General features: G+C 35.9%; 10 protein-coding genes. All 10 read right to left on the minus strand.

Going from position 1 to position 24,956, the window contains the following annotated elements; genetic code table 11:
* Window positions 1-16: 16 nt before the first annotated feature.
* Entirely contained in the window at window positions 17-1,729 is a 1,713-nt protein-coding gene (locus ABDW27_RS02335) for a polysaccharide lyase (RefSeq protein ID WP_343694447.1), read from the minus strand.
* Window positions 1,730-1,859: 130 nt separating this feature from the next.
* The gene (locus tag ABDW27_RS02340) at window positions 1,860-3,815 is read right to left on the minus strand and encodes a RagB/SusD family nutrient uptake outer membrane protein (RefSeq protein ID WP_343694448.1); all 1,956 of its coding nucleotides are present in this window, start codon (window positions 3,813-3,815) and stop codon (window positions 1,860-1,862) included.
* A 30-nt stretch (window positions 3,816-3,845) separates the two neighbouring features.
* Window positions 3,846-7,214: a SusC/RagA family TonB-linked outer membrane protein gene (locus ABDW27_RS02345; protein WP_343694449.1), complete on the minus strand. Its 3,369-nt coding sequence runs from the start codon at window positions 7,212-7,214 to the stop codon at window positions 3,846-3,848.
* Between the two features lie 674 nt (window positions 7,215-7,888).
* Window positions 7,889-8,872: a pectinesterase family protein gene (locus ABDW27_RS02350; protein WP_343694450.1), complete on the minus strand. Its 984-nt coding sequence runs from the start codon at window positions 8,870-8,872 to the stop codon at window positions 7,889-7,891.
* 150 nt (window positions 8,873-9,022) lie between these two features.
* Window positions 9,023-11,041 carry a glycoside hydrolase family 127 protein gene (locus tag ABDW27_RS02355; RefSeq protein ID WP_343694451.1) on the minus strand — a complete coding sequence of 673 codons (2,019 nt, stop codon included), beginning with the start codon at window positions 11,039-11,041 and terminating at the stop codon, window positions 9,023-9,025.
* Between the two features lie 184 nt (window positions 11,042-11,225).
* Entirely contained in the window at window positions 11,226-13,685 is a 2,460-nt protein-coding gene (locus ABDW27_RS02360) for a T9SS C-terminal target domain-containing protein (protein ID WP_343694452.1), read from the minus strand.
* 15 nt (window positions 13,686-13,700) lie between these two features.
* Window positions 13,701-16,028, minus strand: a complete 2,328-nt coding sequence (locus ABDW27_RS02365) for a DUF5703 domain-containing protein (RefSeq protein ID WP_343694453.1) — start codon at window positions 16,026-16,028, stop codon at window positions 13,701-13,703.
* A gap of 179 nt (window positions 16,029-16,207) precedes the next feature.
* Entirely contained in the window at window positions 16,208-17,632 is a 1,425-nt protein-coding gene (locus tag ABDW27_RS02370; RefSeq protein ID WP_343694454.1) for a sialate O-acetylesterase, read from the minus strand.
* A gap of 158 nt (window positions 17,633-17,790) precedes the next feature.
* Window positions 17,791-21,180 carry a glycosyl hydrolase gene (locus ABDW27_RS02375; protein WP_343694455.1) on the minus strand — a complete coding sequence of 1,130 codons (3,390 nt, stop codon included), beginning with the start codon at window positions 21,178-21,180 and terminating at the stop codon, window positions 17,791-17,793.
* A gap of 353 nt (window positions 21,181-21,533) precedes the next feature.
* Window positions 21,534-24,857 carry a glycoside hydrolase family 2 TIM barrel-domain containing protein gene (locus ABDW27_RS02380; protein WP_343694456.1) on the minus strand — a complete coding sequence of 1,108 codons (3,324 nt, stop codon included), beginning with the start codon at window positions 24,855-24,857 and terminating at the stop codon, window positions 21,534-21,536.
* Window positions 24,858-24,956 lie beyond the last annotated feature (99 nt).

Raw genomic sequence — 24,956 nt, forward strand, 5'->3', positions numbered from 1 at the left:
TAAATCTCGCCGATTCTTATTTTAAATCTAACAAAGGTCTAACTAATGTTTCTTTATTATTAGCTAAATCTTTCCAGTCCACTTTTATCGCAGGATTTACACCATTAATGTAATCTTCAATATTAGTGTATCCATCTCCGTTTAAATCTCCTTGTGCATCAGAAGGATCGTTCGGGTTTAAACCGTATTTTTTCTCCCATGCATCCGGCATTCCGTCTTTGTCTGTATCAACATAAGGTTTTCCTTTGTATTCAGGATATCCTCCAACTTGAGAAACATCTGTAATGATTCCTTTTTTATAAGAATCCATCGGTAAACGTCTGTGTTCGAATTGGTAGAATTCTTTTTTCTCTAATCCTTTAGCATATTCTGGAACTCCAGTTTTAACCGTTCTTACAATTCTTTCGTCTACTTTATCTCTAATTGGCAGAGTCGCTCCAACGTTTTTAAGAACGAATTCATAAGATTCTTCAGCTGTCATAAATTTGTTGAACCATGGCATTGGGAAAGGCTTAGCTGCTTTCATTTTAGCAAAGTATTCTTTTGCCTCATCATATGTCATTAATTCTCCTTTTTTATTTTCTAACTGAATTCCGCCGTCCCAGTTGTCTTTAGTCACTTTTTCGTTTCCGTTTACAACATTTCCATTTACGTAAGCTCTACCAAAAACCATATAAGGCAATTTACTTCTTCCCGATTCTGGTTTTAAGATTCTGTAGCTAATTGGCTGAGTCAAATCGGTTACTGGACCTGGTTTATAGAAGTTGTTGATGATGTTGTAGTTTGCAGTGTAATCACCACCATCTGTAGATCTGTTGTACCAGTTGAAAACTACGTTATTTACGAAATTGAAAATTCCGTTCCAACCAATAGAAGGGTTTCTTCCTGCATTGTTTGCCCACATATTTCTCATGAAAGAGCAGTTTTCTCCACCTAAAGTACTTCCAAAAGCGTGATTATAAGTATCTAAAGCTTCTCCGAATAAACTGTTTTGAATTGTAATGTTTACCGTTCCCACTTTAATATCTGGATAACCTGGCCCTGGGTTGTACATATGTCTGTAAATTGACATGTTTTCGTCTAATCCCCAAGTTGCAGAAACGTGGTCGATCATGATATTTCCAACAGGATTTCCACCGATAGCATCGTCACGACGACCTACGAAAGTTTCTCCACGACGGAAACGTACGTGTCTGATAATTACGTCATGCGTATCAATCCAAGTTGATTCTCCTGCAATACAAACACCATCACCAGGAGCAGTTTGACCTGCAATTGTAATGTAAGGCGCACGAATAATCAACGGACTTTTTAATCTGATAATTCCAGCAACATTAAATACCACAATTCTCGCTCCTCCTTGTTCGCAGGCTTCACGCAAAGTTCCAGGTCCACGGTCTTCTAAACTTGTTACTGTGTAGACTTTTCCTCCACGGCCTCCAAATGTGTACATTCCTCCACCTTCAGCACCTGGGAAAGCAGGAATATCTGCCTGAGGTAAGTCGGTTGGTCTTGCTGCCCACGGAATATATGGTTTTCCATGTTTTGCTTCTTCTTCAATAACTACTAAAGCTTTTGTCCAAGCTTCATCAGAAAGTCTTTGAGCTTCTTCTTTAATTGCTTTTTCCTGAGCCTGTACTTCTGGACTTATCTTCGGATATTGAGCAAAACATTTTGCGCTTCCCAAAAAAAGCAGAGATGATGCGATAAATAATGCGGAATTTTTCATGTTAATTTTAACTTTTGGTAATTCTTTTTAAACAAATCACCTGTATCTGAGTAGAATACAGGTGAAAGTTGTCATATTTTTTATTCTTTGATTAATAGAGATTCTTAATTTGGGGCAATTCAAGATTTATCTATTCCTGATAGTTGTAATCTCCTGTTCCTCCAGAAGCGTCAGTCCATCCTATTGTTTGTTTTAACCAAGGATTTTGTGTAAGAACAGCAGTTTGTAATCCCATGATGTAATAGTTTGGATTAAATTTAATTTTAACCGCTGCATTATTTACGTTGTCCATAGGTGTTGGAGGTGCTGCTAATACAAAATTATCATTATAGAAAGTAGCTAAAGCTGCTAACTGTGTTTGGAAATTAGCTGCATCCGGATCTGCTGAAATACTTGCTCGAGCTGAAGCTAATGGATCTGCTGATGTTGCTGGATTTTTATACTGTAAATAATTCCCTGTTCTTTGTGTACCATTAATTGGTGTTAATCCTAATTTACTAACTGTTCCGCCAGTAGTTCCCGGAAGAGTAACATTGTCATAAAGCATCCATCTTTGTACATCCCAGTAGCGTTTTCCTTCGTATGCTAATTCCACACGACGCTCATATAATACAGCTTCGATAGCTGCATATTTATCTGCTAATGTTCCAATTCCGTAATTATTTGCAGAAGGAATACCAACACGATTTCTAATTCTTCCTAAATAAGCAACAGCGTTACCTGTTTGTCCTAATGCGGCATAACATTCTGCAATATTCAATAATAATTCAGCATAACGATATTCCATAATATCATTTCCTGAATATTGGAAACTACTTGCATTTGTAACCGTAACGTCAGTCATTTTTCTAACTAAAGCCGGACTTGTTTCGTTGTTTGAGTCGCTATAATACGCTTTTTTTGAAGCATCTAACCAACGGTATGCCCATACAACTGGTTTTACACTTTCTTTATAATCCCATTTTACACCAGAAAAAGCAAATGTTCTGTAGAATCTTGGGTCACGATTAACGAAGAAAGTAAAGGCGTCATATCCGTTTGCAGATGTTGGTCTTGAACCATTTGCCATTGGAAACAAATCAATCATTTCTTTTGGAGCTTCCATAGCACCTGTTCCTCCCTGGCTGATTAAACGAATCGCTTTTTCCCAGGAATTACTCATACCTAAATTGGTTGTGTTAGTTCCTAAAAGCTGTACTGTAATGGCCTCTGAACAAAATGCATTGTTACCAAGTGCAAACATATTCTGCCAGTCTTTAGCTGAATTTCCATATAAACCGTATCCAGCACCAGATAATTCTGTTTCTGCTGCTAATCCTGCTTGTAAAGCTGCGTTCCAACGTTCGTTTGAACTATCCCAGCTTTTGTTGAATAATGGACTTGCATACGTTAATAATACTCTTGATTTTACTGCTAATGCTGCACCTTTTGTTACACGTCCATAGTCTGCAGAGTTCCAGTTTCTTGGCAGTAAACTTGCTGCCATATCTAAATCTTTTACGATTTGAGCCACTACTTCTGTAACTGTTGCTCTTGGCAGTTTTATAGATTGATCGTCTGTACTTGGAGTCTGAATTTCTGTTACAATCGGCACACCTCCGTATACACGCATTAAATCAAAATATTGAACAGCACGTAAGTAATATAATTGCCCTTTTGCCTGATCGCGAAAAGTTTTATCTAAACTTGCTCCTTTTACGTCAATGTCTGCAATAAAGGCGTTACAATCTCTAATTCTGTTGTAAGGAACGTTATTAATTTTATCCTCTAGTTTACCTCCATAATATCCAGATGCATCTGCTGCATTGGTATATGTAAGTGTTGGATTAATAAGGGGCTGAATTCCTCCTATTTCTTCCGTCATTTTTGAATAGGTATCTGCAAAAGAACCTACCAAACTTTGTCCCGGAGATTTAAAAGCAGAATAATAGTCAAAATAAACGTTGTTGATATAGGCCGTAGCACGTTCCTGACTTTCGTAAAACGAATCGTCAACACTTCCGTAATTTTTCTTTTCTTCCAAAAAATTATCGCTGCAAGAAGTACCAAGCACTGCTAAAAGTGCTATAGTTATATATTTTTTCATTTTTAGTTTCATCTTCCTATTGAATTAAAATTAGAATGTAATGTTTAATGTAACAGCCCATGTTCTAAGCGTTGGATAATTCTCAGAAGAACTATCGTACATATTGCGGTAATGATCCGGATAAGGATTGTATAAATCCCAAAGGTTGTTACCTGTTACGCCTACAGACCATTTTGCAATTTTAATTTTATCTAAAAGATCTTTTGGTAAATCAAATCCTAATGTCAGGTTTCTTACTGTACATCTGAAAGTATCTAACTGCCAGAAATCAGACGGTACTGCAATATAATCCTGATTGGCTAAGTTTGGATATTTACCATTTACGTTATCATCAGCATACATATCGTTCCAGAAAGTTTCACGTGCCCACATGTTGTGTGCAGATGATGTTCCTTGTTTTACTACATCAATAGCACGGTAACCGCCCCAAGATGTTGCAATTTGTGATTTTATGAAGAATGATTTATATCTTGCTCCTAAATTAGTTGTAAAACCGTATGTTCTGTTTCTGTTTACTAATTTTACGTAATCTTCGTTTTTAGTAATCTGACCGTTTGGGCCAGCCTGAGTACCATCTGTACTATTAAATTGTCCTGCAACATCCTCATAAGCAAGCATTCCTTTTCTCATATTCGAAACATTAGAAATCCCCATATAGTTTGGAGCAACACCAGCTGCAGTAGCACGTTCTGTTAAATATGACCAGTAATTGGCAACGTCAGCATCTGTGCGTAAAATACCGTCTCCTGAAGAAGTTCCTTTCCAGGTTCTGAATCCCCATTGTGGGAAGAATAGAGAACGTCCTGCTTCTGTTAAATTATTTGATGGATGCATTAAAGCTGGTTCCGGGTATTTTTTAACTTCGTTATCAGAAAGACCAAAGTTTACACCAACATTATAGTTGAAATTTTTATTCACATTGTCTTTCCATGTTACACTTACCTCAGTTCCCCAAGAGTCAACAGCTGCATAATTTTCTTCGGCAAAACCACCACCTACAGAGATTGGCACTCCAACAGCTCCGGCCATACCTGTTAACATGTCTTTTGATTTATCATAATAAAAATCAGTTGTTATAGATAATCTGTTTTTTAATAAAGTTAAATCAAATCCTAAGTTATTTTTGATTGTTGTATCCCAGCCCACATTTCTGTTAGGCTCTACTCTTGGTGTGATTCCACTTCCTAAAACACCGCCGTTAGATCCGAATTGGAATCCTTTATCTGCAATTACATCATAAAGTTTCATCCATCTCCATGCATTGATGTTGTCGTTTCCTGTTTTACCGATTGAGTAACGGATTTTAAAGAAATCTATGAAAGAAATATTGTTAGTAAACCATTTTTCTTTAGACACAATCCATCCTGCCTGAAGCGATGGGAAGAATCCCCAATAGTTTTCAGGAGCAAATTTTGTAGAAGCATCACTTCTGAAAAGAAACTGAAGCATATACCTTGATTTGTAGCTGTAATTAATACGTCCTAAATAAGATAAAGTTCCCTGCTCACCTTTTAATGCTGTTGAGTTAGTACTTAAAGTTCCGGCCGTCTGGTAAGATCCACCGTAATCTTTACCTGTGTTTTCAAAAGCTAAACGTGTGCTTTTAAATTCAGATTCTGAACGCTCTATAGAGAACATTGCGCCAACTTCGTGGTTATCAAATGTTCTGTTGTAATCTGCGAAGAAGTTAGCCTGAATAGATTTAGAGAAATTACTATCGTAATATACTCTTGAGTTACGAGCGTTAGTTTCAATTACATAATAATTATTTACTCCATTATTTTCTGTTGTTGGAAGAGCAGCACTTGCTAAGTGGCTGTCAACTTTCTCATATCCCATAATTCGGGCTAAATCATATGGTAACTGAACTTGTTCTGTACTTACAGAAGTCTGGCTTCTTGAATACGTTCCTTTAAGAGATAAACCTTTGATAAATGGAACTTTATAGTTTAACGACATATTTACATTATATGAAAAGTCGTTTGTCGTTTGCTTAGAACCATTGTTTATTGCAGCGAAATAATTCCATCCTGCAATTGTATTATTTGCATTCGCCGATCCTAAAGTACGGTCTGTTCTTGGAAATGGCGACATATAATATTCTTGTCCGTTTACAGTTGTAGACCACGGAATGTACTTAGGCATGTGAAGTAAAAATCCATAATCTGCCTGCTCACCACCTGCAGCAGAACCGTAGCTACTGTCATTAATATTAGCAGAAGCTTTTGTAAATGATTTTTCAATATCTCCTGAATTACCCGAAACTGCTGCAGAAAAATCTAAAGAGTTGTTGATTTTTGCTGTCATTCCCGTACGGAAATTCCATTTGTTATAATCTTGCCTTCCAAGGTTTGCTCCTTGTGTAAAGTAGTTGATACCCGCAAAATAAGTTGCTTTTTCAGTACCACCGCTTACACTTAAAGTATGTTTTTGCTGAATAGCTGGTTTCCATGCTTCTTTTAACCAATCATAATCAAGTCCTTTCATTTCTTCTAATTCAGCATCGTTGAAAAGATATTGTCCGTTAGTACCAATATTGTTTGAACCTTTAAAAAATCTGTTAGAAAAAACACCATAATCATAAGCCGACATAGTTTTGCTATGACTAACAGCATCATTTACAGCAAACTGACTAAAGTATGAGAATGTTGGCACACCGCTTTTTCCTCTTTTAGTTTTAACAACGATTGCTCCCTGAGACGCACGAGAACCGTAAATAGCAGCAGAAGCATCTTTAAGAACCGTCATACTTTCAATCTCAGAAGGATCTAATCTGTTGAAGGCATCTAACGATGGTCTACCATTAACTGGATCTACCTGAATCATATCATCGATAATAATTAAAGGTGTTTTTGAGCTACCATCTTTTGAGAATCCATAAGTTTGACGAATTTCTAAAGATGATTGATCACCAGGACGACCGCCTCCATCAATAACGCTCAAACCCGGAACCTGACCTCTTAAAGCTTCTGATAAGTTTGAAACCGGTAACTCCTGAATATCTGATGCGTTTATTGTAGCAATCGCTCCCGTAAGTTTTTCTTTCTTTTGACTTCCGTATCCTACTACTACTATATTTTGCAACTCGTTTGAATCTTCTGTAAGTTTAACATTTACTGTTGTACGGGTTCCAATTGGCACTTCTTGTTTTCTCATTCCTATAAAAGAAAAAACTAAAGTTGCATTTGGTTTTACTTTAATTTGAAATTGCCCATTAAAATCTGTGGTAACAGTATTCTTTGTAGATTTCTCTGTAACGTTTACCCCTGGAAGCAGACCAGATACATTATCAGTCACAGTTCCTGTTACTGTTACCAGATTTGAGTTTTGAGCATAACTCATCACTGTCATCAGTGTAAACAAAAGAAAACTACATCTCTTTAAAAGTGCTTGTTTCATAAATGTTTTGTTTTTTGGTTAGGTTTTATTTAGTGTTAGTTAGTCATGTTAAATGTGCTTCATTCAATTGTATTAAAATTTGGAAAACTTTAATTGAACTTAAATTAAATGTCAAAAACACATTTATTGTACATACCAAAAATATAACGATGACGAATGAGAACCGTCCTGTGCTATCCTGCTTTAATGGCATTATCTAAAAAAAACTAACTCAAAAAAAACAATATTAATAAAAAAAAGAAAGAAAAAATGCACGAAATAGAAAATTTGAGCAATAAGTTTGAGTATAATAAAATAGAAGAATTGCTTTTAAAACAAAAACAAAAGAATTAGCATCAAAAACAAAAAATAACTGTTTTTTATTCAAAATTCGGCATTGAAACTCTGTTTTTTAATGAGTTAACTTTAGCTATATAAAATAAAAAAATGGCATTTTCTTTATAAGAAAAGCCATTTTTAAAAGAATAAATCTTACAACATGAAAACGTTTTCGCTTTACAAAAATTTCTATAACTTTTTACTAAAAAAATATTTTTTTAAACGTAAAATCTGACCAATATTATTTTTGTTTTGAAGAAAAGCGAGGTTTTGAAATCTAAAACGAAAAGAAAATATAAACAAAACTAAGAGCTGCTGTCGTATTTTTGAGCTACATGGAATATTTCGGGAATTATTTATTTGGGATTCCATCCGTTTAAAACTAAATCTCTATCATATTTTTTAATATCTTCTTTCTTTAATTGATGTGACCATGATACACGCTGCGAAATATTTTTGGCACTTGAGCCTTTACTTCCATATTCAGCATAATAAGCTGTCTTGTCTTTATCAGGAAATCTAGTATCAATCCACGCATTCCAACCTTCTGGTATGATATGCGAACCTAAATCTGTATTGATAAAAACCGTTTGTGCATAAGGTCTCCAAGGTCTTCCTAGAAAAACTTTATCAACCGATTTATCTTTTGCCGTAAGCTTACAATCTATAAAAACAAAACCATAAGCCTGCCCTTGCGGAGTCGAAGCCGCCGTAATATAGGAATTCGTTAAACTTTCAATCGTACATTTATAAAAATAAGCCGTTGCAGCTCCAAAAATAAAATCGGTTGTACCATTGATAAAACAGTTTTCAAAGTACACACGTGTTTTTTCTTCTGATAAATAAAGTGTATCCTGATTGCCTAAAAGATTACAGTTTTTCACGATAACTCTATCGCTTTTAATATGAAGAGCTACCGCCTGTCCTACTCTTCCCGCTGTATTTTCAATTGTAAGATTTTCTAATGTACAGTCATTACCTTTAATTAAAAAAGAATAAGATGTTGAAGTTCCAAATTCTTTTTTCCCTGACGGATCTGGTTCACGAAGCGGTTTTCCAGAATAATCATCAAATGAAATAATCGTTTTATTTCGATCTGTTCCTTTTAAAGTAATGAATTGTTTCGAAGCAGGAATTTCCAATTTCTCCACATACTTTCCTGGTTTTATAGTAATTACAACTCTTTTTTCTGAATTATCTTTAACATTATTGATCGCTTCCTGAATGGTTTTAAAATCTCCTGAACCGTCTTGAGCAACGGTTAATGACAATTTATTATCGAGCGTTTGAGCTGATAGAGAAAGGGTTGTTAGTAAAAATAAGGTTATAATATATTTCATATGTTTTTAATATTTAAAATTTTTACACAATGTATATATGTAGAGACGCACTGCAGTGCGTCTAACGCAACGTAACCACAATGTTTGATATACATGGCGTAGACGCACTGCAGTGCGTCTCTACGAAAAAACAGAAACCTATATATAATTTTAATGCGACATCCAAACCGTCATTTCTCCTTTTCCTTTGTTTCCCCATGCAAAATACGGAATCAATTTTACTTGTACAGTATTTTCATTTTTTGCAGAAAGCGGTTTGTACAATGTTTTATCCCATGAATTATTAGAATTTATTAAAGCTTCAGCATCAATACTCACTAAATTTCTATTGTTTAATGTAAAGTTGTTCGTTTTAAATTTCGAATTCAACTTTAAAGCCACATCATTCACACTAATTTTAGCCGGCAATTGATCCGATTCTAAACAGTATACTAAAGGACCTCTTTTTACAGCAACCTGATTTTTAACTTCTTCCACTAAAGGATTCGCTTCCATTAATTCAACTGGCATTGGAATATTCAATTCAATAACATCCCCTTTTTTCCATTTTTGATTTAATTTCAAATAAGTTCCAGAAACAATTTTATCTGTAATTTTTGCATTATTTACAGCAACTTCAGCGTTTTGACTCCAACCCGGAATTCTTAAAAAGAAAGCCTGCAAATCTTTTGGAGCTTTTACAATTTTCAAGGTTATTTTTCCGTCCCAAGGATAATTGGTCTGTTGCTCAATTTCTAATGCTTCTCCGTTAATTGTTTTGGTATTCAAAGAATTGCTTCCGTACAAATTGACAAACAAACCTTCTTTTGAAAGACTGTAAGCATAGTTTCCAACTTCGGCAATTGTTCTGGTCATGTTTGGTGCACAACAGTTTGACAATGCAATATAGCCTTCACGCATATTTCCCCATCTTTGATGAAACGGTAAATCATTAGAAACATTCAGTGGATTATTATAAAGAAATTTTTCTCCTTCCAAGTCCATTCCCGAAAGTACACTATTATAAAGTGCAAGCTCTACAATATCAGCGTATTTAGCTTCTCCTGTAATTTGAAGCATTCTCCAGTTCCACAAAACATTTCCAATATTTGCGCAAGTTTCAGTGTGAGCAGTTGCATTTGGCAATTGAAAAGGTCTTCCGTACGCCTGATGGATTTTCTGTACCACAGTCGGATCATAAGAAGTTCCGTCTGGCGAAACGCCGTCATACAAAGAACCACAACCTCCTGTAATGTACATTTTACGATACGTTACATCATCCCAAATCGATTCTAAATTATCTAACAATTTCTTTTCTCCAGTTTCGGCATACAAATCGGCAATTCCTGCGTACAGATAATTTGCGCGTACAGCGTGTCCCATTGCAGTTGTCTGCTGTCTAAACGGGACTCTATCCTGATTATCATCAGTTCCGTCATTTGTCGTTCCGCGAATATCAATTAGATTATTCGCCAATTCCAGATATTTTGGATCTTTTACGGTTCTGTACATCTCAACAATTCCCATATAATGCGACGGACAAATCGCATTTCTAGCCAATTCAGGCGAAGCTTTTTTATAGAAATCATACAAGAAATCAGCAACGCCTTTGGCAATATTCAGGAAATTTGTTTTTCCTGTGGCACGATAATGAATACAGGCTGCAGTCATCAAATGTCCCATATTATATTTCTCAAAACCTAGTTGTTTCTTAACTTCTTCTGCCCCTAAAGTTCCCCAGCGTTCGTCAATTAAAACTGGAGTATGGATATAGCCGTCTTTACGCTGTACTTTCGCGAAAAGCGCAATCGCTTTATCCATTTCGGCATCGAGTTTTTTATCTTTTGTAACGGCATACGTTGCTGCCATTCCTTCAAAAATCTTGTAGAAATCACCATCATGAAACGAAGGTCCTTTAAAAGCTCCCTTGCTTAATCCAGCCGCAATTTCGAAGTTTTTGTAGGCATGCGAAATCTCGTCATTATGATACAAATCCCACATATACGGCAAGGTATTTTTGGTTTCTACATCAAATTGTTCTTTCCAGAATCCGTTTGTCCATTTTACATCTTGCAAGCCTACACTCTGTAGTTTGGAATACGGACTTTCTGAATTGGCAACCAAACCTTTATTTTGCCCAAAGATTACAGTTGAAAGAAATAATGATGATAGGATGATCTTCTTTTTCATTTTGAATATTTTTTTGTTTGCCACGAATTGCACTAATTTTTTCTTTCTTTTTTAGCCACAGATTAAAAAGATTAAAATGATTTTTTTTTAATAATCTGTGCAAATCCTTTATCCCGATAGCTATCGGGAGTGGCTAAAAACTAATTCGTGGAAATTCGTGTAATCCGTGGCAAACCCATTTTTTTTATTTTGCAAAGAAATTTATAGTTCTGCTCATTGAATCTCCATCCGCATCTTTTACAGTTACTACGAAAGAAGCGAAACCTTTATCTGAAGCCGTGAATTGAATTTCTTTTCCTTTTAAACTTGCTTTTCCATTTTTTACTTCAGAGAAAGTATAAACAGGTTTATTTTCAAAACCTTTGAAATAATCTGCCACGTTTAAAACTTTTTTATCTTTTAAATTGATAAAAAAATGAGGCTGAGCCAACCAGTCTAAATAATTATCCAACTGCGTAAATCCGTCTTTATCGGTATCTGAATTGGCATCTGAGAAATCTCCTGAAGGGGAGTTTTCATTCAAACCAAAAGCTTTTTCCCACCAGTTTGGCAAACCATCATGATCGGTGTCCCAATCAGCTGGACGAGTTTCTGAAACAAAATTTGGCCATCCTCCAGCATCTTGTTCGTTATCGATCATTCCGCCTAAACCGCTTTTGCTTCCTTTATAAGTAAAAGTTCCTTTTAAAGTTTCATCGATAATTCGGTTATCATGTTTGCCAAAAAACGGCTGATTAGCACCAACATCCGAAAGTACATTTTTGTAAGCCGCTTTTGCTGATTGCGTTTCTACGTAAGAAGGAAAAAATGGTTTATCAACAAAAGTTTCATATTCAACTTTTTCATTATTACTTATAGTAGATTTTCTTCCTTTATCCTGAGATTTCTCATCAAAATAACCCGGCATTATGTTTCCGTCAAAATAGTAACGCTGCATTCCTTTTCCAACTCCTTCATGTTGTGCATTTAGAGCCACAAATATGGTTGTTGAAACACCTGGTTTATAGTAATTATTTACAAAATTTACTTCGTTTGCTCCACCGTCAGTTGTTCTTCCTCCCCAATTGTAAACTACATTGTTTGTAATATCCAGTCTTCCTGTATAATAGCCATCTCCATTTAAACCTCCGCCAATACTCCAGTTACGACCTTGATTATGTGCTAATAAATTATGATGGAAACTTCCAATATCTCCGCCAATTGTTGCTGCGAAACCGTGCATTTTTCCAGCAGGATATTTATCATGTCCAGCCACGTTTAAAGCTTCTGAAATTAAAGTTCGCTGTAGCGTAATATGATGCGCACCACGTGAACTAAACGATTCGTCAATTGTCCAGCTTATCGAACAGTGATCAATAATACTGTAATCTGCACCTGTTAATCCCATTCCGTCAAACGTAGTTCCACCACCTATGCGAACCGTCAAAAAGCGAATTACTCCATCATTTCCAGTTAACCCAATTGGCGCTCTGCTGATTGTGATTCCTTCTCCCGGAGCCGTTTGTCCAGCGATAGTAATATATGGCTGATTTGCGACTAATCTCGAAGCCAATTTGATATTTCCCGAAACATTAAAAACAATTGTTCTTGGTCCAATTTCCTGATTTATGGCATCACGTAGACTTCCTGGTCCGTCATCATTCAAGTTTGTTACTTCTATTACTTTTCCTCCACGTCCACCAACTGCATATCTTCCGTAACCTTCAGCTCCAGGAAAGGCCAATTGTGCAGGTTTAAATGACCATACATTTCCTAAAGTTACAGTTCCGTTAGAATCAATTTCGTCAACTCTCCAATAATACGTTGAACCGCTGTATAAGTCAGAAACAGTAAAACTTTTATCGCTTTGTTTTCCTTTAAATTCTTTTGAAGATTCGGTTGCTGTTTCAACCGCATTTTTATCAGTTCCAAAATACACTTTATGAGCCACTACATTTTTTGGAGCATCCCATTTTAAGATTAAACTTTTAGTTACTTCAACATGTTCATCTCTGTTTTTTGGTTCCGGAGTACGAGCCTGATTCATTAAGTTTGGCGTATCCAATTCAAAACCATTAATCACAATCTGTTTTACAATATCTGGATTTGAAGTCGGATCGATTTCAAAACGAACGATTACATCTTTTCCTTTTTCGGCACTAAAAGTAATATATGCCATCGAAGCATCAATCTTAGCATTAGCTCTCTGACTTGCATTTACGGTTTCCTGAAGTTTTCCATCCACATAAATTTTTATGGGTGAAAAAGTCTTTCCCGTAATCACATCAAAGGCATTATGAAATGTCAAAAGCGTATGTTTACCTTCTTTTAAACCACTGATTTTTAATTCTAAATTTTCAGCTGTTATTAATCCGTCGCTTCCCAATTTATTGTAAAAAGGAGCGTTCATACCCACTTTATACCATTTTGAAGTGAAGTTTCCTTTTAGTTTAAAACTTACTGCGTTAAACGTTTTCTGGTCTTCTTTGTTTTCATTGATAACCCAAGCTTCATAACTCGGATCGTGAACCTCTTCTAATCTTCTTTGAAAAAAGTCAAAATCGACTTTTACAATTTGTTTATCAGTATTTTGAACTGATTGTGCTTGTCCGTTTGTGGTCAAAAATAGGGACAAAACAGCACCGCTTATTAATTTCTTAATCATTTTTGTTAGTAATAGTTAGTTTAATTTCGTTTTCTCTGCTTCAGATTTTCCTAGCAGATTTATAATGTCTTTTTTTCTTTCTTCAGGAATTACTTTTAAAACCTTCAATTCTCCGTTTAGAAGCTCGGCTTCAATTGTTGTATTTTGTTTGGCGTGTAATTTAAAATGAACGTTCCAATCTTTTGGCCAAGCGGGAAAAAGATAAATCTTACCGTCAGCTTCCTGCAAAAGCATTTCCTGCATGCCAATCATTCCCGAACCGCCCCAATTATGATCTGGAACCCAGTCAAAACCTGGTCCCCAAAAAGCAGGAAAACGTCTTTCTGAATTGGCCATTTTCATTGTATTGTATTTTGCTGCGTCTTCGGTTAAACCCAAACGAGCCGAGAAAATATTATCTTGTTTCCAGCCAATATGACTTCTAAATTTTATAGCATCAGAGTCGTATTTCCATGTATTTAAAGCCGTTTCTAAATCTGGTTTTCCAATGCCATAAATGCCCCACGGATATACTGGATACAATTGCGGAACTTCCGAATTATTGACTCTTTCCCAGGATTTAGCAGGGACCAAAACTTTATGATTTTCAATCTGTCCAAAATTCAAAGGCGGAATTCTTCCTGAAAAGTCAATTAAATATGCCGCATCTTCAACTGATAATTGGTTCCCAGAAAGCTTTAAAAGACTTTCTGTAATCACTTGTAAAGCCGAAATCGTACTATTGGCATTATTCGCCATTTTATACGTTTCTGCTCCAGAACCCGGATATAAAACTAATTTTCCGTTTCCGTCCAAAGCTTTTCTGCCTCTTTGTTTCGCTAAATATTGATAATGCTCATCAAAAAAACGAAGACAGCTGATGATGAATTGATTGTATTTCTGAATATCTTCTCCTGCATATTCTTTCTGCTGTAGCATCATTTGGCAGAATTCTAAAACCGTATCCCACTCATATTCTAACCATGCATTATATTCCATTCCCGGATCATAATCTGCGGGACGTTTCCATTCATATTCCGCAGGATTTGGCAAACCGAAATTTTCTAATTGTTCTGTGAATGATGCGCCGTTGTGATTCCAGTAAACTTTGCTTCTTAATTCAGCATTTTTTTGAATGTTCAAATAATAATCTAGTTGCGATTTCATCATATCAAAATCACCGCTTTTTACCATCGGAAAATAAACCAATCGCTGATTTTGAGCCGTCATTGTTCCTCCGCCCCAGTTTCTAAAATCGGGTGTAAAATCTAAATCTTTATTGGTATAAACTGGATCAACCGTAAAAAGTCCGCCGTTGAATTTTGTTGGATATTTTCCGTACGCATTGCATCCCAACATATATCGAAACAACTGATAATTCTGTCCGATTTGATAAACTGAATCTTTCTCAATCGATTGATTTTTTTGAGTGAAAATAAAACTGCGGCTCCAGAAATTATTCCACCATTTTTGCGTGTTTTTTTCTGCTTGTTTGGCTGTGTTTTTATTTTGAGAAATCAAACTTTTCAATCCGTTATTCCAAGTCAAAAAATCAGATTGGTTCGTATTTAAATATATTTCTAATGAATGTTTTTTCGATGGTTTTATACTTGATAAATTAAAACCTTTAAAATCGGTTGATTGGTATTTTCCTAAATACGTTCCGTTTGGTTTTAGATTATTTCCTGAGATAAATCCGCCGAAAGTCAGATTTGCAATCGGGTTCAGCATTTGGTCTTTAACCGATTCCATTTTTTGTTGTTTTACCGCTACATCAAAAACTGTATTTTCTCTGTTTCTGTGGTAAAATTTGATTCCGTTATTTTCAAACGAAATAGAATCTTTAAACATAATAAGTTCTCCTTGAGGCGCCCATTTATAGGAATTAGCGTTGTTTTCTTTTCCTTTCGGATAACGGTTCTGATAACGCCAGCTTTCATAAGAAGCCGTCATTTGCAACGCATTTTTACTTTCTAAATCGACATGAATAATCGGTTTAAAAACATCTACCCAAAGTTTGATTTTAGTATCATTTTGTCCAACCAAGATATAACCATCTTTGAGTTTCAATTCCTGATGAAAACCGTCTTTCCCTTCAAACGGATTCGGCATTAAAGTCACTTTTATACGACCTAATTTCAATAAGGTATTATGCTCATCGAAAGTCCCACTTCGTGAAAAATAAAAATACAAATCGCCTTTCTCCACCCAGACATTCATACCAATATCCCCGCCACCTAAAGGCATTGATTCTGATGAATTCTGACTTTGTGTTGTCCAAACCTGATTGTAATTATCAAGCGTAGGAATTTGCGCTTTGAGATAAAGCGTTGTGAAGAGAAGTATGTATTTTATGTATTTCAATTTTATTGTTTTTTTAAAGTTTTTTTTTGTCATTTCGACTGAAAGGAGAAATCACACCCGTAACCACAAAGATTGTCGTTTACTGTTGCAGAATTTCTAGTGTGATTTCTCCTTTCAGTCGAAATGACAAACTAGATGCCAAAACTCATAACTCATAACTCATCATTCAAAATTCACAATTACCATTCGTCAGTTCTAAACGATGAAACTGGCAAACCTCCTGCACTAAACAATTCCGCTTTAGCGAAATCTTTCCATAAATAACGAACTGCAACTGGATTCTTTACTTTCTCAGAAGTCAGAACTACTGATTTTCTTCTTACTACTGTCTTCGCTGGATAAAAAACTTTGTCTTCTCCTGCGATTTCAAAACCTAAAACTTCTTTATCATAAGAGGTAATTCCGTTTGTAACATCATCAAAAGAAACGGTTACAGCGCCATCTTTTATTTCCATCGATTTGTATTTCGGACTTTCGAATTCGAAACCTTCAATTCCATAAGTTCTTGCCAAAGCCTGAAAAGCCAGACGATTCCCGCCTTTTTCTTTATCCATTGGATGAATGTTATTTTCTTCTCCAACATCCATTAAAACTGTCATTGCTGAATTCGGAATTTCCTTTGAAGCCTTAAACTGTGCCTCTCTCAAATAAGCCGAATTGTATTTTTCCTGATAATCTTTTGGATGAAATGAAGCGTAATTAAACGGCGCAATCTGAGCGAAATAAAAAGGAAAATCTCCCTGATTCCACAACGTTCTCCAACTTGAAACCATTTTTTTCATCAATGCAGTATATTCAGAAGCTCTTTCATAATTCGATTCTCCCTGATACCAAATACAGCCTTTGATTCCGTAACCAATTACAGGCGAAAGCATTCCATTAAACAAAGTCGTAGGAACACGATTTGGATCTTTTCCTAATTCTTCTTTTGTGGTCGGAATTTTAGCACTTGAAAAATCTTTCAGCATTTCTTTATTCATCCACGCTTCCATGCTCGAACCTCCGTACGAAACGTGAATTAAGCCAACTGGAACATCTAAAACTTCCTGCAAAAGCGATCCAAAATACCAAGCTGTTGCACTAAAATTGGATGTTGATTTTGGAGAAGCTTCTTCCCATTTTCCTTCGAAATCTTGTAAAGGTTCTAAAACCGTTGCTCTAGGAATCGTAATTAAACGAATGTTTTTATTCGTTGATCTTACAATAATTTCGTTTCCATTTTTAACTGGCTGTCCCTGAAAACCTTTTAAAGGCATTTCCATATTCGATTGTCCCGAACAAAGCCACACTTCTCCCAACAAAACATTTTTGATGGTTACTTTTTCATTTCCTTCTGAAACTTCAATCGTGTAAGGTCCGCCAAAAGAAACCGTTTTTAATTCTGTTTTCCATTTACCTGAAGTGTCTGCTTTTACTTTATAAGTTTTAGAATCCCATGACGTTTTGATTACAATGTTAGCGTTCTTTTCTGCCCAACCCCAAATTGGTGCGTTGGATTTTTGCTGTAACATCATATTATCAGTAAACAATGCTGGCAGTTTGATTTTGGCATTGATTTGAAAGCTCGCTAAAACTGTTAATAATGCAATAATTGATTTTTTCATTTTTTATTTATTTTTTGCCACAGATTAGAGGATTAAAAAGGATTATTAGTTTTAGTTATGTCAGGCTGAGCGAAGTCGAAGCCCGATTCCAATTGAAGCGCCCTTCGACTTCGCTCAGGGTGACAATCCAAATAATCATTTTAATCTGTGGCTAACATTTATTTCTCCTGTAAAATCACAACCGGCCCAAATAACCCCGCTTTCAACAACGGTTCTCCTTCTAATCTAAATGGCGCTGTTGTCCACGTTAATTTTTCTTCTTTTGGCAATTTTTGATCGCCAATTAATCTATTTGCCCAAGTATTTGTAACTTTTATTTCTATCGTGTTTTTTCCTTTTTGTAAAGCTTTTGAAATGTCTGTTTTGAAAGGAAAAGTCCAAAGCGTTCCGCAATCTTTTCCGTTGATTTTGATTTCGGCAATATTGGCCATTTCACCTAAATCCAGCCAGATTTTATTGGTTTCTTTTCCTTTCCAAACGAATTCTTTTTTGTAAACTACAGTTCCAGAATAATACTTAATCTGATCATTTTCAGAAGTGCTCCAGTCGAAAAGTTTGTTTGTTTTTACCACTTCTTTTGGCCCTTTAAATTCTGTATCAAATTGTAATTCCCAATTTTCATCTAAAGTCTGAACTTTTTCAAACTCAGATGATTTTCCTTGCGCTAAAACTTCTTTTGTTCCATCCTTAAAAATCACAAAACCAGATTCGTTCGCATCTAAACTTATCGAAACAATTGTTCTTCCGTTTTCTATTTTCCAATTGGCTAAAGCCGAAGTTTGATCTGTTACAGGATTGTACCATTTAGGAACTTTTCCAGCTATTCTGAAAGACGCATCAAAAGAACGTTTTTCTGCTTTTTGATTGGAAATGAAATAAATATCTTCAGTATACGATTTACGATGTGCCCACGCCAATGTTTCTGAATCAGCTCGGTTTAAATTTGGAAAATAAACGTCTTGTGTGACTCCGATAGAAGTAAAATCATTGCCTAAATATGGCAATTTAACAACTGTTCCTTTTCCTATTTTCCATGTTGAAGAATTGTTGTTATTCCAAATTTCATCAATTACATTTTGCCATTTCTTTTGATCGGTTTCTGATTGAATTCCCGGTTGAAGATTTGGTTTTTCATCTACAAAAATAGTTCCACCATCTTTTACCAACTGCAATATTTTTTCGGCAGAAGCCAAAGAAAGCATCTTATTCGGTGCCATTTTATGACTTCCAGGAAAGAATAAAGCACCATATTCAATTCCACCTTCAAATGAGATTTTTCCGTTTACTACTTTCGCTCTATTAATTAAAACATCAGCATTAAAAGAATCATATTGATAACCATTTAGCGGATTAATCCATTGTGATAAATCGGTGATATTTTTAGAATAGGTCACTTCTTTTGGCATTTTAGCCGTTGGCTGACCTTCATTTTCTAAACGGATTTTCTCGCTTGCCAATCTTTCCTTTCCGAAAACATTCGGAATAAAAGGTACTAATCTATCGGGAACAAAAGAACGAGAAGGAAAATCTTCTCCAATAAAAACCGCCAAATCAATTACAGGTTTTCCTTTTTGCAATTGAAACTGTACTCTTTGACAATAATCAAACCATGCTTGCCCAGGTTTCCACCAAGTTTGATCTCTTTGGAAAAAAGTCCCGATATCGTCTAAAGTCATTCCTGGCTTTCTATCCGTCCACGGATTATGCACAAAAACGTGATAGAATAAACGATTGATTCCTAAAGCATAATTGCGGTCTGCCGTTGTTTTTAAATTTCCGGGATGTTCGTCCCAATCCATTCGCAGAGCGGTAAAAGATTCTGCCTGAATAATATCTTTTCCATAAATATGTCCGCCCGAAATGGCATCGACCATATCAAAAGGTTTATCATGCGTTGGACTTTTCAGCCAAAACTCTCCACTTGGGTAATCAACATATTTATAATGAAGTAACGCGTCGCTGGTTACAACTGGCGCTACATTTTCTGCACTTAATTTTATGTTGTTTTCTTTTGCGATTTGCGCTACAGTTCCGTAGAAATTATCAGCAACTAAATCGGCAATTGTTTTCCTAATATCGTATAAAACTTTCTCTGAAAAATCGGCACTTTCTACGGGAATTCCTGCCATAACTGGAAGATAATCTAGAAGATCGTAGCCGCGTCTCTTTTTAAATTCAGCCTGAAAAACCGAAGACCAGTTTTGGCTTCCACATTCCCAGCTATCAAAATGAAGAATTTCTAAAACTTTTGAAGCCAGTTCTGGGCCAGCAGAACGAACAGCTTCTCCAAACCAATGATCCAACTGAAAACGAATTAACTCGGGATTAAATTTGTCTACTTCCAACCCTTTTCCTGCTCCGCCAGTTGCATTTTCATGTCCAGTAGAAGTATGCCCCATTCGGATAATTTTCCATTTTCCTTTTGGTGCTTTCCAATTTAAGTTTCCATCAGCATCAACAAAATTGGAAATATTGATAATTTCTGATTTTTTGAATGCATCAGAATTTGGAATTTCTTTTTCAGTAGTCTGCAGAGTCAAACGCCAAATTGCTCCCGATTTTCCTTCGTAATTATTAATCAGTGATTGGTTCGAAAGTGTAATTTTACTCACTTTTAAATTCTGTTTCCACTTCGCAAAATCTAAATCTTCAGCGCCGGGTTCTGTTCCCTTTGGATCATAAACAAATCTGAAATATTTTGCCGTAAAAGGCGTAATAGTATGTGTATTGGGGAAATCCATGTCTTGCCAGCCGTGACGCGGTGCAATCATTCTTTCGTGGAATCTAAAATTAACTCCGTCATCACTCACTTCTACAATTAGACGTTGCGCCTGAAAATCTCTTCCTTTGGTTTCAATGACAATAGATTTACAGGTAAAAGGCTGTGCAAATTCATACTGAATCCATCCTGAATCGGCAAACTTGAAGTTCTCGTCTTTTTTAGGATCTGCCAAAAACAATGCATCGGTGTTATTGGAGGTAGTTACTTTTGGCAATTGCATTTGCGAAGTGATTTGATATTCTTTTACCTGAATCGCAAAAGTGGCAATGTCTTTATAATAGTCTTTGTAGTGCGCTGGAACTGGCAGCTTTGAAGTTATTTTTTTCCCACCTAAAATTTCAGTTGTTGACCAGACTACTTTTTGCATCGACATTTCTGGCGTAATCCACGGCCCACCTGCAACTGCAAATCCGTCTGCTCCATGAAAAGCTAGTTTTAATCCTAAACGATCGGCTTCTTTAAAAGCCCAATGAATCATATCCCAAAACTCCGGACTCAACTGCAAAACCGGCGGCTCTATCAATGGCGGATTGGCTGGTCCTTTGATCGTCATTAGATAAGCGCCCGCAATTCCAGCATATTTCATCGCTTCTAAGTCGGCTGTAATTCCCACTTTAGAATACGCCGATTTCATCCAATACCAATACACCCAAGGCCTTGAGGATTCTATTGTTGGTTGAAAAGTGGTTTCTTTTTTATGGACTTCTTGTGCGGAGACTAGGCTTGCAAGAAGAAGGATAAAAAAGAGGTGTTTTTTTTGAAACATTTTTGTTGTTTTTATTTCGTTTGTAAACCCGACAGGTTTTTGAAACCTGTCGGGTTTGATGTGTTATTTCTTATTTAAAACATAGCCAATGGTTTCAACGATTGTGACGCAACGTGATTTCTCCATGCGTTTCCCGAGGTTGAAACCTCGGGCTATGTTTGATAATCTTTGTCGAATTTCTTATGTGATTTGCTTCGTCTGTTCGCTATCGCTCGGGTCTCGTCCCTCAAAATGACAAACTATATCTTAAATTTTTATTTTTTATAAAATCTGCCTAATCTGCAAAATCTGCGAGAGTAAATTTTTCCCGCAGATTTAGCAGATTTTTTTTATTTTTTTAATTCTCAATCACTCTAATACTTAAACTTCTTCAAACTATCTTCCAATTCATTCTTCGAACCGCTAAAAGGCGTCAAATAAAAACTGTATTCATAATTTCCAGATTTAATCTGATATTGTTCCAATGGCTGTGCTACAATCGTCCAGCTGTCGTTTCCTCCTACTCCCATTTGGATTAAATCGATGTTTAGCGTTAAAAATCCTGGATCTTTCAAATCGTACGTATGTCCTGATGCGCTAAGGTTTTCTTGTGTGTATGGCCATGCGCTCATACTTAAAAGTTTGGACTCATTTACAACTAAAAATCCGTTATTTTTCTGCGGAGTGCTTAATGCCATCCATCTTACATCACATCTATTTCCGTTTTCCTGTGGTTTTGGATAATGTTCGATAAAATCATTTATTGGAAGCGAATATTTTCCAACAAACGAACCAAAACTTCTGTCGCTGTAATTTTCTAGTTCACCTTTTCCGTACCATGAAATCTGGTCGAAACTTCTTTTAACCCCCATCTGCATCCCGATTTTTGGAATGTTCGGCAATTTGTTCGATGCTTTTAAACTGTAATCTACTTTTATTAATCCGTTTGGTAAAATATTATAGATCACTTTTACGCTTGCACTATCTTTTATAACTTCATAATCACTTATAATTTTGATTTCAGAAGCTGATTTATCAATTGAAATGTTAACCAGTTTTGGTTTCGCTTTGTACCATTGTTTCAACAACTTTTGCGATTTCCATCCACGTTTATCGTTATCTGTAAGCGGTCTTACAAAGTTGGGCAATAGAGGTGCAAAAACTTGTTCTTCTCCATTAAAAATATAAGAACTCAAAGCTCCGTTTATTTTTCCAATTGTGATATCAAAAGTTTTTCCTTTGATTTTGAAATCTGAATCTGATTCAGAAACATTTAGAGTTTCTTTTTTAGATTCTAACGAAATGACTTCTTTCTTTTTCACTATAAATTGATCTTCCGCGACAGCGTAACCTTTTGAAGCCCAAAGCTCGTCTTTTGAAAGTTGGAATTCTATATTTAAAATATATTCCGCATCAGCTTTCATTTTTGGAAGATAAGAACTGATATCTAAAGTTGTTGATTGTCCTGCTTCTACTTTTAACGGTTTTAAAATCTGAGTTTTAATCACATTTCCATTTTCCAACACTTTTAAAACCGGAATATAACCTTCTAAAGATTTAACAGCCTGACGATTTTTGATTTCTAACTGATTTCCCTTTAAAGTCGAAATCGCTGGCTGATACACCCATTTATTTTCAAAAATCGAACCTTTTGGTTTTCCGTTAGAATCTACAATTCCTTTTGTATTGAAGTTTCCGTCATGATATTTTTCGCCAAAATCTCCTCCATGAGCAAAATAATTCTGACCAGATCTGGAATCAAATTTCACGATTCCCTGATCTTTAAATTCCCAAATACAACCTCCAATAACTCTTGGAAGCGAACGAAATTCATCCCATAATTCTTTTAAATTTCCAACTGAATTTCCCATTGCATGAGAATATTCAACAAAAATAATCGGACGTGTATCTTTCTTTTGATCGACCAAAAATTTTGGTGTGAAAACGCCAGGATAAAAACGACTGACCATATCGACATAAGAGTCATCTTGCGGATTTTCAAATCTGTAAGCGTGATCGATTGTTTTCGGATATCTTGGATCAAGCGGATCAATATATCCGTCTAATTTAGCATTTCCTTGTGCTGGTTCGTAATGCACCGGACGTGTAATATCGAAATCATGAACCCAGCCCGACATTGCAGAATGGTTTGGCCCTTTTCCGCCTTCGTTTCCTAAACTCCACATTACGACCGATGGATGGTTTTTATCTCTTTCGACCATTCGGATCATTCTTTCCATATAAGCGTTTGTCCAAAGCGGATCGTTGCTTAATTTACCGCCAATTCCGTGTGTTTCCTGATTGGCTTCGTCCATAACCATGATTCCGTATTGATCGCACAATTCATAGAAATAAGGATCGTTTGGATAATGGCTCGTACGTATAAAATTGAAATTGTACTTTTTAATTGTAGTTATATCTTGTTTGATATCTTCTCTTGTAACGGCTTTTCCTCTTGTCGGATGATGATCGTGACGGTTTACGCCATAAACATAAGTTTCTTTTCCGTTGATAAGCATTTTGCCATTTTCTTTCGAAAATTCAATCGAACGGAAACCAACTTTACAACTTTTGGCTTCGGTAACGTTTCCGTTTTTATCTTTTATCGAAATGACCATCGTATACAAATTCGGCACTTCTGAACTCCATTTTTTTGGATTTTTGATCGTTTCCTGAAAGAATCCAAAGCGAACATTATCCAAGCGAGGATAACTTTCGTTAATTAAATCAATTACAGGTCTTTGAAGCGGTTCTTTGAACATTGCCACATTATTGGCATCGTACAACTGAACATTCATGGTGTAATCTTTGATTTTTGCACCAGTCAAATTCTCCACTTTTGGACGCAGTTTAAAAATTGCATCTTTGTATTCTTTGTCTAATTTGGTTTGGACAAAGAAATCCTGAATACGGAGTTTTGGCTCAGCCATAATAAAAACTTCACGCTGGATTCCGCTCATACGCCAATGATCCTGATCTTCTAAATAAGAACCGTCTGTCCAACGAATTACACGAACAGAAACTACATTTTCTCCTGCTTTTATATACGGCGTAATATCAAATTCTGATGGCAGAAAACTGTCTTCTCCATAACCTAAAAATTCTCCGTTAAGCCAAACTTCAAAACCCGAACTTACTGCTCCGAAATGTAAAGTCATAGTCATATCTTTCCAATTTTCCGGAACCGTAAAACTTCTTTGGTAAGAACCTACTCCATTATAATCTTTCGGAATATAAGGCGGATTTATCGGTCGAAATGGATAAACGGCACTTTTGTAAATTGGATTATCATACCCTTTCATTTCCCAGTTTGAAGGCACTTCGATTTTATCCCAGCCAGATACTTTGTTTTGGTAAAAATCCTTTGAAGCTTCTTTTAAGTTTACCGCATATTTGAAATCCCAATCGCCCGTAAGCATTTGCATTCGACTTTTGGTTCTGTCGCCTTTTAATGCGTCTAGAACAGAAGTATAGGAATAAGCAGTCGCTCTTGATGGCTGTCTGTTGATACTCGTGATTGTTGGATCTTCCCACGGAGCAAATTCGTACTTTTTGTGCAACTCTGGAACTCCCGCTGGTTCTCCTGTTACGGATTGAGCGTGAGTCGCGTAAGATGTTAGAAGTAAAATTACAGTCAAAAAGTCGAAAGTCGAAAGTCGAAAGTTGAAAAATTGCTGAATATGATTGGTTTTAAACATTATTTTATTTTTAGTTCTTTTGTCATTCCGACGAAGGAGGAATCTTCGCCCGATATTCTACAAAGATTGGTAGTTTTTCTGTATGGAGCTACTTGTGGA

The organism is Flavobacterium sp. (assembly GCF_039595935.1).
In the GTDB taxonomy this organism is placed as follows: Bacteria; Bacteroidota; Bacteroidia; order Flavobacteriales; family Flavobacteriaceae; genus Flavobacterium.